Origin of the sequence: Pleomorphomonas carboxyditropha, from assembly GCF_002770725.1 — a bacterium.
Classification (GTDB): Bacteria; Pseudomonadota; Alphaproteobacteria; order Rhizobiales; family Pleomorphomonadaceae; genus Pleomorphomonas; species Pleomorphomonas carboxyditropha.
The window spans coordinates 560393-572487 of the sequence record NZ_NQVN01000001.1 but is presented as its reverse complement, the minus strand read 5'-3'; the positions used below and the strand labels follow the sequence as shown (position 1 = coordinate 572487).

At 65.9% G+C, this 12095-nt stretch carries 10 protein-coding genes; 4 read left to right on the top strand and 6 right to left on the bottom strand.

Translation table 11 applies throughout. The annotated features are described in order from the left end of the window. Positions 1 to 112: 112 nt before the first annotated feature. Positions 113 to 799 carry a DnaJ domain-containing protein gene (locus tag CJ014_RS27330; RefSeq protein ID WP_118847907.1) on the bottom strand — a complete coding sequence of 229 codons (687 nt, stop codon included), beginning with the start codon at positions 797 to 799 and terminating at the stop codon, positions 113 to 115. Next, positions 796 to 1065: a hypothetical protein gene (locus CJ014_RS27740; RefSeq protein WP_165790721.1), complete on the bottom strand. Its 270-nt coding sequence runs from the start codon at positions 1063 to 1065 to the stop codon at positions 796 to 798. Before CJ014_RS27740 ends, CJ014_RS27330 begins: the two co-directional genes overlap by 4 nt. On the opposite strand from CJ014_RS27740, the gene CJ014_RS02640 reads away from it, so the two are divergent. Together CJ014_RS02640 and CJ014_RS02635 are read left to right on the top strand one after the other, a co-directional pair. Then, positions 1064 to 2818 carry a tetratricopeptide repeat protein gene (locus CJ014_RS02640; protein WP_165790720.1) on the top strand — a complete coding sequence of 585 codons (1755 nt, stop codon included), beginning with the start codon at positions 1064 to 1066 and terminating at the stop codon, positions 2816 to 2818. The genes CJ014_RS27740 and CJ014_RS02640 overlap by 2 nt on opposite strands. 20 nt (positions 2819 to 2838) lie before the next feature. Continuing rightward, positions 2839 to 3699, top strand: a complete 861-nt coding sequence (locus CJ014_RS02635) for a 4-(cytidine 5'-diphospho)-2-C-methyl-D-erythritol kinase (protein ID WP_100078945.1) — start codon at positions 2839 to 2841, stop codon at positions 3697 to 3699. 81 nt (positions 3700 to 3780) lie between these two features. On the opposite strand, the gene CJ014_RS02630 is transcribed toward CJ014_RS02635, so the two are convergent. Together CJ014_RS02630 and CJ014_RS02625 are read right to left on the bottom strand one after the other, a co-directional pair. Further along, the gene (locus tag CJ014_RS02630; RefSeq protein ID WP_100078944.1) at positions 3781 to 4617 is read right to left on the bottom strand and encodes a hypothetical protein; all 837 of its coding nucleotides are present in this window, start codon (positions 4615 to 4617) and stop codon (positions 3781 to 3783) included. A 16-nt stretch (positions 4618 to 4633) separates the two neighbouring features. Further along, a complete protein-coding gene (locus CJ014_RS02625; RefSeq protein WP_100078943.1) occupies positions 4634 to 5740 on the bottom strand; it encodes an anhydro-N-acetylmuramic acid kinase in 1107 nt (368 codons plus the stop codon). A gap of 101 nt (positions 5741 to 5841) precedes the next feature. On the opposite strand from CJ014_RS02625, the gene tyrS reads away from it, so the two are divergent. Together tyrS and CJ014_RS27735 are read left to right on the top strand one after the other, a co-directional pair. Further along, on the top strand, positions 5842 to 7095 hold the full coding sequence (gene tyrS, locus CJ014_RS02620) for a tyrosine--tRNA ligase (protein ID WP_100078942.1): 1254 nt from the start codon (positions 5842 to 5844) through the stop codon (positions 7093 to 7095). Between the two features lie 199 nt (positions 7096 to 7294). Beyond that, positions 7295 to 7447 (top strand): hypothetical protein, encoded by a 153-nt coding sequence (locus tag CJ014_RS27735; RefSeq protein WP_165790719.1) that lies wholly within the window; start codon positions 7295 to 7297, stop codon positions 7445 to 7447. A 39-nt stretch (positions 7448 to 7486) separates the two neighbouring features. On the opposite strand, the gene CJ014_RS02615 is transcribed toward CJ014_RS27735, so the two are convergent. Both CJ014_RS02615 and CJ014_RS02610 read right to left on the bottom strand, forming a co-directional pair. After that, entirely contained in the window at positions 7487 to 9139 is a 1653-nt protein-coding gene (locus CJ014_RS02615; protein WP_100078941.1) for an MFS transporter, read from the bottom strand. A 434-nt stretch (positions 9140 to 9573) separates the two neighbouring features. Then, complete coding sequence (locus CJ014_RS02610) at positions 9574 to 12012, bottom strand: putative bifunctional diguanylate cyclase/phosphodiesterase (protein ID WP_100078940.1); 2439 nt, start codon at positions 12010 to 12012, stop codon at positions 9574 to 9576. Between the last annotated feature and the right edge of the window lie 83 nt (positions 12013 to 12095).

Genomic DNA, 12095 nt, shown 5'->3' with positions numbered 1-12095 from the left:
CCTCCGGCGGTCGGAGCGCCCCGCGTCCGATCCGTAAGGCACGTCTCCGCCTTTCAGCCGGCGCGACAAGCACAGTCAGTCAACGGCACCCACTGTTTTTGCGTAACGGGAGCTAGACATGTTTGGACAGAAGCCGGTCCTTGGCCTGGTTGATACGTACCGCCAGGAAAGTGGAGCCGCCCTGGTCGGGATGCACCCGCTTTATCAGCCGGCGATGGGCGGCCCGGATGTCGGCCTCTCCGGCGCCCTTTTGAAGCCCAAGGATCTCGTACGCCTCCTCCTCGCTCATGGCGCCCGCATTCGCCGCTCGACGGCCCCGCGATGCGGCCTCACCCTGCATGTTCTCACGCCATCCGGGCATTCGGCGGTCGAGATAAATCTCTAGCGTAGCGCGGCTGCGGCCGTCACGCGCCGTCTCGGCGTAGAGGCGGGACAGCTCCGCCCCGCCGAGGCGATTGAGGTCGCTGCCCCGGAAGGCGCCGGCGACGACCCGTCCGCCGACGGCGTCGCCCTCGACCACCACCTCGACCATCGGCGAACGCAGCACCGGCTGGCCGCGCCGCCCGCGCCGTTGCGTCCTGAGCAGCCCCGCTCGATACAGCCAGATCAGCACGGCCACGCCGACGGCGGCGAGCGAAAGACGACCGGTGACCGCGAGCGCCGCGACGACTCCCAGCCCGGCCAAGAGACCGTAGTTACGGGCGATGGCGTCGATGTCGCTCCGCAGGCTGGCGCCGCGCCAGCGGATGAGCCAGGCGCCCAGAGCGAGCAGCAGAACCAGCAGGAAGGCGATATTCATGAAAGGGGGCGTCCGGCATTCGGTTTGTTCGACGCTTCATTTCGAACTTTGCCGGCTGGAATGCAATGGCAATGGACGGCGGCGACTTTCTTGGCCGGCGAGGCGACACCGCGCTTGAAGCGCCACGCCTTTGCCGCCATTTTGCCTTTTAGTGGAGTCGGCGGCCGGCTGTTTCGGACGCCGCGATGGTGGCGCGCCGCCACGAACCGACGACGGGATTGTTCGCCCATGATGCTACGCCGGCCGACTTTCAGACGCTTCGCCATGGGACCCCTTCTCGGAGCGGCGCTGGCCACCCTCACCCTCGCCGGTCCGCTACCGGCCGGCGCGCGCGGCACGGTGGCGGCGCAGCCGGACACCGGGCTGCCCATCGCCTCCTCGCTCGAAGGCAACTATCTCGCCGGCCGCCTGGCCGGCAGCATTGCCGACTATCGCGCCTCGGCCGACTATTTCGCGTCGGCGCTGCTCGACGCGCCCGACGACAAGTTCCTGCTCGAACGCGCCCTGTCTCTCTACATCGCCGCTGGCGAGTTGACGGAAGTCCGCACCTTCGCCGAGCGGCTGAGCGCCATCGACGCCGACAGCCCGATCGCCGCCCTGACCATCGGCCTCGACGACTTCCAAGCCGGCCGCTGGACCGACGCGATCGCCTCTTTCCAGCATGCGCGCTCCGGGCCGCTCCTGACCCTGGCCGTCGAAATCCTGTCGGCCTGGGCCGAACAGGGCGCCGGCAAGACCGACGACGCGCTCGCCCGCCTCGGCAAGCTCGACGGCGAGAAATGGTATCTGTTTTTCCGCCACTACCACGCCGGCCTCATCGCCTCGGTTGCCGGCCGCGGCGAGGTGGCCGCCGAGGAGTTCAAGGCGGCGCTCGCCATCGACGACGGCCCGGTGTCGGTGATCGACGCGGCCACCCGCACCTTCGCCCGAAACGGCGACTATGGCGCCGCCAAGGCCACCATCGACAAGGCGCTGGCCTCGGCGCCCGGCCATCCGCTCCTCAAGGAGGTGGCCGCCATCATCAACGCCAAGAGCCGGCCGGCCGCCCGCGTCCGCACGGTCAGCGAGGGGGCGTCGGAGATCCTGTCCGGCCTCGGCACCGCCGTGGTGCGCGAGGATACCAACGACTTCGGCGTCATCTTCCTGCAGCTCGCGCTGGCGCTCGATCCAAACGACGACATGACCCGCATCACGCTCGCCGAGAATTTCGAGCGCCTGAACCGCCCCAACGACGCGATCGCCATTCTCGACAAGGTTTCCGCCCGTTCGCCGCTCCGGCGCAACGCCGACATCATGATCGCCTTCGACTACAACACGCTCGACAAGGTGGACGAGGCGCGGGCCACGCTGAGGCGCGTCATCCGCAAGGACCCGAAGGACAAGGAAGCGCTGAACGGCCTCGGCAACATCCTGAGGACGCGCAAGATGTTCGCCGAGGCGGCCGACGTCTATACGCGGACCATCCGGGCCATCGGCAGCCAGCCGCAGACCGAGGACTGGCAGGTGTTCTACAACCGCGGCATCACCTACGAGCGGACCAACCGTTGGCCGGAGGCGGAAGCCGACTTCAAGAAGGCGCTGGAACTCAAGCCCGACCAGCCGCTGGTCCTCAACTACCTCGGCTACTCCTGGATCGACAAGGGCATGAACCTCAAGGACGGCATGGCCCTGATCGAGAAGGCGGTCAGCCTTTCCCCGACCGACGGCTATATCGTCGACAGCCTCGGCTGGGCGCACTACAAGCTCGGCGAATATGACGAGGCGGTCAGCCAGCTCGAACGGGCGGTGTCGCTGATGCCGTCCGATCCGACCATCAACGACCATCTCGGCGATGCCTACTGGCAGGTCGGCCGCCGCATCGAGGCGCGCTTCCAGTGGAACCACGCCAAGGCCAGCAAGCCCGAACCGGAAGACCTCGCCAAGATCGAGGCCAAGCTCGAGCACGGCCTCGCGGAAGACGGCACGGGCAAGGCCGCCGCCGAGACCGTCGACACCAAGCCGGCCCAGGCGACGCCCTGACCGGCCGGGATCGACGGGAAATGCCGGTCGTCGAAGAGGCCCGCGCCAAGGTCAACCTCGCGCTGCATGTCGTCGGGCGGCGGCCCGACGGCTATCACGACCTCGACATGCTCGTCGCCTTCGCCGGGATCGGCGACACGGTGACCTTGACGCCGGGCGACGCCGACCGCTTCGTCATCGACGGGCCGATGGCTGGCGATCTCCGCGCCGATGGCGACAATCTCGTGCTGCGGGCCCTGCGCGGTTTCCGCGAACTGGATGGACGAACCGACCCGCTGGCGATCGGCCTCGTGAAGCGCCTGCCCGTCGCCTCGGGCATCGGCGGCGGTTCGGCCGACGCGGCGGCCACCCTGCGCGGCCTCTGCCGGCTGTACGGCCGCTCACTTGACGATCCGGCCATCACTGCCCTGGCCCTGTCGCTGGGTGCCGACGTGCCCATGTGCCTCGACGGCCGGCCGGCCCGCGTCGCCGGCGTTGGCGAACGCATCGCTCCGACGGCCGGAAAGCTCGCCTTCGGCCTGCTGCTGGTCAATCCGCGCGTCGGCGTATCGACGCCCGCCGTCTTCCGGGCGCTCGGGCGGCGCGACAATCCGCCGCTTCCCGCCCTGCCCGCTTTCGGCACGGGGACGGACCTCGCGGCCTTCCTCGCCGCCGGGACGCGCAACGACCTCGAGCCGCCGGCCAAGGCCATCGCCCCGGCGATCGCAGACGTGCTCGCCGCGCTTGCCGATCTGCCGGGCGTCCGGCTTGCCCGCATGTCGGGGTCGGGCGCCACCTGCTTCGGCCTGTTCGACGATGAGGCAGATGCGAGAATGGCCGGCGCGCGTCTCGCTGCCGACCACCCCGGCTGGTGGGTGGAGCCCACCGAGGGGCGGTTCTGAGGAGAGTCTTTTCCGCTCCGAGATGGTTCACCCGCGCAGGTCGTGACGACGAATTATATATAGAAACAAATCCATAGCCCGTCACAGGTCGACGGCCACGTCCTCGGCGGCGATCACCCGGTGAACGCGCTCCTCGTCCGCCGCCTCCTCGCCGAACGGCGCCACCGGCCAATCCCAGGTGTCGAAGGGAAACGGCGGGGTGACGCCGTATAAAAGATCGCCGGTGTCGACGATGGTGCCGTCGCGTCGGCGCCGGACATAGGAAACGTCGGTGACGATCACCGTCTTGCAGGGCAGTTGCGCCAGACCGTCGAGGTGGCCGGCGACCAGTTGCGCCACCGTATCCTCCGGCATGAAGCGCGCCTTGCGGTCCTTGGCCTTCCGGTCTTTCTCTTCCAGGCGCTTCCGGGCGCCGACGGCAACCTGCGACAGCACGTTGGCCGAGATCACCAGATCGAGCTCATCGATCTTGCGGAGAAAGCCTAGGGGATCGAGGCGGACGCCGAGGTCGTCCTGCCCGGTGGCGAGCTTGATCCACGACTGCTCGGCCAGCCGGTCATAGCCGGAAATATCCCGCGTCATGAAGCTGACGTTGGGATAGCGGCGCAGCAATACCTTCAGCCGCACCGTCGGCAGATGGACGATGTCGACCAGCACCACCTTGTCGAACATGCTGGAGAGCCGGTCGATCGGCACGTCGCGCAGCAGCCCCGAGCCGAGCACCACCGCCGTGCGGCGAACCGCGACGCCGTCGATCGCCCGGTCGATCGCCGCCCGCGTCCGCGCCTCGTGCTCGGCCCAGGCGGCACGGCAGCGGCGGGCGCGCGCCCAGAGCCCGACGGCATCCCGGATGACGGCGGCGCGACTTCTCGGCGAGGTCAGGCGGGCGACGGCGAACAGGAGGGCCTCGGCGAGCATGCATCGCTCCAGAAGATCAGGCGATCTCGCCGCAAACCACCGGCACCGGCGTGCCGGTAGTGGTCGGGAAGGTCGACGGCAGGCCCTTCAGGCGGCGCGCGGCGAGATAGGCGAAGGCCTGCGCCTCGACGAAGTCGGCGTCGAAGCCGACGTTGCCGGCCGGCACCACCTCGACGCCGCTCCGTTCGGCAATCATCCGCACCATCACCGGGTTGCGGGCGCCGCCGCCCGACACGATCACCGTCCGGACCGGCGCACCGGCGAGGCGCAGGCCGGCGGCGACGCCCTCGGCGGTAAAGGCGGTGAGCGTCGCCACGCGGTCGGCAAACGACAGGCCGGCGGCGGCATCGGCGCGGAAGGTGTTGCGGTCGAGCGACTTGGGCGCCGGCGTCTCGAAATGCGGGTGATCCATCAGCTGGCCAAGCACGTTCGCGTCCACCCGCCCCTGCGCGGCGATCGCGCCGTCGACGTCGAAGCGGGCGCCGGTGGCGTTGAACACCAGGTCGTCGATCAGCGCGTTGCCGGGGCCGGTGTCGAAGGCGGTCAGCGCGCCGTCTTCGCCGATCAGCGTCACGTTGGCGACGCCGCCGATGTTGAGGAAGGCGACCGGCGGCGTCAGCCCGGCCTTCCGGGCCAGCGCCCGATGATAGACCGGCACCAGCGGCGCCCCCTGGCCGCCCTGGCGGATGTCGGCGGAGCGGAAGTCGTAGACCACCGGCAGGTTGAAGCGCTCGGCCAGCACGCCGGCATCGCCGATCTGGGCGGTGAAGCCGCGGTCGGGCGCGTGATGCACCGTCTGGCCGTGGAAGCCGATCACCTCCGGCCGGATGCCCTTCTTCTCGGCGGCGATCAGCAGCACCGCCACCGCGTGGGCGTGCGCATCGGTGACGACGGTTTCCGCCTCGGCCAGTCTGCCGAAGCGGTCTTCGCGGGCGGTCATGCCGTGCGCATCCTTCAGCGCCGCCCTCAGAACCGCCCGTTCCTCGTCGCCATAGGCCTGGAACAGCGTCGGTCCGAACGCGGCGATCCCCTCGCCGTCGGTGCGGATCAGCGCCGCGTCGACGCCGTCCATCGACGTACCGCTCATCAGGCCGAGTGCCCACGTGGCCGAATCGTCCGACATTTTTGACCTCATACCCCGTGAAATCCCGTTTCGATCCTGATAGGAAGCCCAGCGGACTGATACGTCAATTCCGGTCCGCGGACAAACCAAAGGTAAGAAAGATGAGCGGCTTCAAGTCGGATTTCCTGCGCACGCTCGACGAGCGTGGCTTCATCCACCAGATCTCGGACCCCGAAGGTCTCGACGCGGCGTGCATGAAGGGTCCGATCACCGCCTATGTGGGCTATGACGCCACGGCCACATCCATCCACATCGGCAACCTCATCACCGTTACCATGCTCCATTGGCTGCAGGAGACCGGCCACCGGCCGATCAGCCTGATGGGCGGCGGCACCTCGATGGTGGGCGATCCCTCCTTCCGCGACGACCAGCGCAAGCTGCTGTCGCCCGAGCAGATCGCCGCCAACATCGAGAGCATCAAGAAGGTCTACGCCCGCATCCTGCGCTACGGCGACGGCCCGACCGACGCCATCATGGTCAACAACGCCGACTGGCTGCTGAAGCTCAACTACGTCGAGTTCCTGCGCGACGTCGGCCGCTTCTTCTCGGTCAATCGCATGCTGTCCTTCGACAGCGTCAAGCTGCGCCTCGACCGCGAGCAGTCGCTGTCTTTCCTCGAATTCAACTACATGATCATGCAGGGCTACGACTTCGTCGAGCTCAACCGCCGCTACGGCACCATTCTGCAGATGGGCGGCTCCGACCAGTGGGGCAACATCGTCAACGGCGTCGACCTCAGCCACCGCATGAACGGCCCGCAGCTCTACGCGCTGACGACGCCGCTCTTGACCACCGCGTCGGGCCAGAAGATGGGCAAGACCGCCAACGGCGCCGTCTGGCTCAACGGCGACCTGTTCAGCCCCTATGACTTCTGGCAGTATTTCCGCAATACCGAGGATGCCGACGTCGTCCGCTTCCTGAAGATCTTCACCCGCCTGCCCCTGTCGGAAATCGCCCGGCTCGGCGCGCTCGGCGGCGCCGAGATCAACGAGGCCAAGAAGGTGCTGGCCACCGAGGCGACCGCCGTCGTCCATGGCCGCGAGGCGGCGGAAGCGGCGGCCGAGACGGCGCGCCTCACCTTCGAGGAAGGCGTTCATACCGACGACCTGCCCACCATCGAGGTGCCGAAGGCCGACCTCGAGGCCGGCGTCGGCGTGCTGACGGCCTTCGTCCAGGCCGGCCTCGCCGCCTCCAACGGCGATGCCCGCCGCTCCGCCCAGGGCGGCGGCCTCAAGATCAACGACCGCACGGTAACCGACCCCAAGGAAACGCTGACGCTTCGGAGCCTGACCGACGACGGCGTCATCAAGCTGTCGCTCGGCAAGAAGAAGCACGTGCTGCTGAAGCCGGTATAAGCGGCGGCAAGGAGATCGCCCTCGGCTCCGGCCGGGGGCATCCGCCGCGATATAGGGTTTGTAAGTGAACCGCCGCCGGATATCCGTTCGGATATGCGGAGAGTGGCGTCCAGGTCTGCGTTCAATCCGGTTGTCTTGACTGATGCCGAACCCCATTTTGTCGATGCTACTCATATGACCAAAGAAGGGGTTGACGGCGATGAACGGGATGAAGGGTTTGCTCAGGATCGGCCAAATCTTCGGCGCGGCGGCCCGGGTGAACGCCGAGCGCGCCGCGCACCGTCGTCCGGATGATCGGGATCTGCGCATCCTCGGGGTCGATCCGCACAAGTTCGACCGATGGAACGGCTGATCGAGAGTTCCGGCATACGGTAATGATCGCTGAAAGCCGTCAGAGGTCCGACGGTTTCGTCAGCGCCGAAACCTGGATTTCTTCCAGTTCCTCCTCGGTCGAGTACTTCCGGCGGAAATGCAGTTCGAGGCTTTCTAGCGAGGAGTATTTTGTCTCGGGCACCACCCGGACATAGTAGGTCAGCGCGCCGACATTGATCAGCCCGAAGACGATATAGGTCCATACCGGCCCGATGCCGGCGACCATGATCGGGAAGGCGAAGGTCACGATGGCGTTCATGATCCACAGGCCGCCGATGGCGACGCCCATGGCCGTGCCGCGGATGCGGGCCGGGAACATCTCGGCGAGGATGACCCAGGTGACCGTGCCGCTCTGCTTGATGAACACGAACACCGAGACGATAGCCAGCACCAGCCACGGCGCGGCCCCCGGCGCCCCCTGCAGGGTGCCGTCCGTCGCCAGATACGGCTGGATGCCGATGGCGAAGGTGGCCGCCAGCAGCAGCAGCGACACCGATATGCCCGCCTCCTGGTAGATGCCGACCTGCCGGCGCGCGAACCTGGCGATGAGCAGGAAACCCACCGCCGAACCGACCAGCGAGGCAAAGCCGCTCACCACGTTGAGCAGGATGGCGTCGGCGGACGAAAAGCCGGCGGCGTGCAGGATCGTCGGCAGGTAGTACATGGCCGTGTTGATGCCGGTGAGCTGGTCGAAGAACCCCAGGAACAGGCCGATGACCAGGATCCTGCGGGTCCAGCCAACGGTCAGCACCTGGCGCAGCGTCCAGCGTTCCTGGGTCTCGACGCGGTGCAGGTTGACCATGTCGTCGATTTCGTCGGCGATGTCGTCCCGATCGCCGCGCACCCGCTTCAGAGCGCCGATGGCCTCGACGAAATGCATGTTGGCCGCGTACCAGCGCGAGGATTCGGGCATCATGCGCATGCCGATCCACAAGGCAACGGCCGGCAGCGTCGCCACCACCAGCATCCAGCGCCAGGTCTCGCCGTTGCCTCCGGTCACCACCAGGCCGACGGTATGCGAGAGCAGGTCCCAGGCGCCGAGCGCTCCCTGGGCGAACTGACCGCTCGGATCGTGGTCGACGACGACGCTCGGCCCGCCTTTGTAGCCAACGACCACGGCATTGATGACGTAGGCGAGAAGCTGACCGCCGACGATCATGAACTGGTCGATCGCCACCAGCGGCCCGCGCACCCGTTTCGGAGCCATTTCCGCAAGATAGTTGGGAACCGTCGACGAGGCGCCGCCGACGGCGAAACCGAGCAGGATGCGGAAGAAATAGAGAACCCAGACGTTCGGCGCAAAGGTGCATCCAAAGGCGGCAACGAAGAAAATGGCCGCAAGCAGCAGAATGTTGTGACGGCGGCCGTAACGATCGGACAGCCAGCCGCCATAGATGGCGCCGAAGGCGGCACCGACGGCGAGCAAGCCGCCGACGAGACCGATCTCGACGTCGTTGAGGCCAAGACCGCCGGCAGCCTCCGGCAGCACCATGTATGGCAAGGCGCCGGCGATCACGCCGGTATCGTAGCCGAACAGCAGCGAGCCGAAGGTGGCTACGGCGGCGAGAAACCCTATCGACCGCGGTCTTCCCGAGGCCGGGGTGATCGAAACAAGCCGCTCCACTTCGGCACGATCCGGTACGCGCTCGACCGATCCGGGTTCTCCTTGCATTTCTGTCCTCCTCCGTCGGAACGCTTGCGCCGCGTACTAACCCGCAGCCCCCGGCCCCCTCCGACCGAACAGCGCTTCGCGTTGCCTGCTTCCGAATGACCTCGATACGCACATCGATCGCTCAGAATGAACGGATCTATTTTCAAATTATATGGAACATATAGTCAATCATAAAGACGGCCGAATAAATCGGTTCAATTCGCAGACCTACCGAAATATGGCACTATTTTGTGCAAATCCTCGCCGCAGACAGCCAGCTATAGGCATGGCCTGGCACGACACAGTTCGGTACGTTTATGCTTACTATGGAAAATAAGAGAATTATTATATCATGCGCCTCGTCCGGCAAGCGCCACGGTCGGGCGTTCGCGACCTGGCTACCGCGACTCCGTCGACGATCTCCAGCAGCGAGCCGAGGGTGCTGATACCGGTCGTCAGAGGCCCGGCTGAAGAGCGACGCTCTCGCTGTCGCGAGGCAGCATGGCGAGGAGGTTTTCCTTGGGAAGGGCCTTGGCGAAATAATATCCCTGGATCAGGTCGCATCCCCAGGCGGTGAGGAAATCCAGTTGCCCCCGGGTCTCAACGCCTTCCGCCACCACCTTGAACGACATCACCTTTGCCAGCGTGATGATCGTCGACACCAGCCCGCACTGTTGCGTGTCGCGGGGAATGTCGGTGATGAAGCTGCGGTCGATCTTGATGCAGTCCCACGGCATTTCCCGCAAATAGGAAAAGGACGAATATCCCGTACCGAAATCGTCGATGGCGATGCTGACGCCCAGCTCCTTCAGTTCCTTGAGAAGGGGCGTCACCTCGTTCTCGCGTTCGATATAGGAGGATTCGGTTATCTCGATTTGCAGATTGCCGGCCGGAAAGCCCGTCTTCGCCAATGTCTTCGACAGGACGGATATGAACCCGCCGAATCGGAGCTGGCTTGCCGATACATTGACCGACACCGTGATGGGAGCGTAGCCGCTGCCGAGCCATTCCCGGCCATCCCGGCAGGCTCTTTCGAGCACATACTCGCCCAGGGCTTCGATGAGGCTGGTTCCCTCCGCCACCGGAATGAAGTCGCTCGGCGGCACCACGCCGAGCTCCGGATCGGTCCATCGGGCAAGCGCCTCGACCCCGCGCAGCTTGTGGCTGACGGCATCGAACTGCGGCTGGTAGTGCACCTCAAGCAGGTTGTTCGCCAGCGCGTTCTTCAGTTTGACGCCCAGCTTCATCTTCTTCTGGCTCTCGGCGGTCAGCCTGTCCTCGTAGACGCCGACCGAGCCGCGCCGGTTGCGCTTGGCCTCGTAGAGGGCCGCGTCGGCTTCGAGGAAGGCGTCACGATCGCCGGCCCGTGGCTTGTAGCTCACGCCGAGCGTCGCCGAGGAAAACACTTCCAGATTGTCGTCGATGCAAACGGTCTGGCCGAGCGCCGTCTGGATTTTCTCGAGGATGCCTTCGATGAAGCCGCTATCGCCGGAACGGACGAGAAGCGCGAATTCGTCGCCGCCGGTGCGGCACAGCGTGTCGCCCGGCTTCAGGTATTGCTCCCGGATCGCCTCCAGCCGACCGGCGACGACCTGGAGAACACGATCGCCGGCTCCATGCCCATAGCTGTCGTTCACGTCCTTGAAGTGGTCGAGATCGATGATGATGAGCGCGAAAGCGTCGTCCCGCAGCTCGGCAAGGCATCGATCGAGAACGCGGCGGTTGGCGAGGCCGGTCAACTGGTCGTGCGAGGCAAGGTACTCCAACCGCTCCTGGGCGTTCTTCTGTTCGGTTATGTCCGTCAACGAATAGACGTAGGTCTCGCCGCCCCCGGCGCCCTCCCCGGCCGGCGTTATCGACAGGATGCCGGGCCGGTTCCTGCCCTGCCCGAACATCACTTCCCGGCGCCACGTCTCCTTGGGACCCTCCGGCAGCGGGACGGGCCTGCCGTCGCTCCAGAACGCCTCCTGCAAATGGGCGGGATAGGAACCGGCGGCGCCGTCGCCGATGTCCAGCATCCGCTCGAAAGCCGGATTGGCCTTGAGCACGGCGCCGGTGTGGGCGACGACGGCAAGGCCATCGGTCGAATTCTTGAACACGATATCGCCGCGCTGGACGTCCTGGTCCTTCCGGGCCATTTCCCTGATCAGGTCGGCGCTGCTGGAGGCGAGAAGGCGCCAGCGGATCGTGTCGGCCTCCAGATAGTCGACGAACGCCTGCCGCTTCCACAGCACGAACAGGGCGAGCGGCATGCCGAACGCGATGGCGATCAGCACTTTCCCCGTAAGCCCTCCGAAGACGATGGCGGCGATTTCCGCGTTGATGCCGAAGGCGATGAAGGGAAAGGCGATGCCGTCCAGCACCAGGACCAGCACGAAGGAAAGAATGTAGATCGCGGCGGTGACGGGGAGCGCCTGCTTTCTCTTCCTGGTGAATTCGAAGATGAACAGCAGAAGCAGAAGCTCGGCGATGATCAGGACGCCGCCGAGGGCGATCAGGAACGTCGAAGTCTCGAACATCCCGGGAGGAACGCCGTGCGGGTTGATGACCCCGTCCGTCCTGAGAATGGACTGGGTCAGGAAGGAGAAGACGATGTTGAAGATGTCGACGATGATGACGAGACGGACCAGATGCCGCAGGATGAAAGCGTCTTTCTCAACCCACACGAACATCACCGACGTCATCATGAAGGCGCCGTAGCACAGGTTGCCGCCCGAGATGACCACGCCGTCGGCAACCGGCAGCGAGTAGACATTCCCCATGAAGCCGCCGATCAGCAGGACGAGCGAAATGTAGATGTAGAAATGGATCTGGCGCAGCGGGCCCGAGAGCGTGGTGAAATAAAGCGGAAACAGCGAGAAGGCGATCAACTGCAAAATCAGCAAAGCGAACATGATTGCCAATCCGTGGTTGGGTCATCCAAGTAAGGCATGCCGCGCAGCGCTCCACCCTCTCCGGGCATTCGCCGACGTGCGCG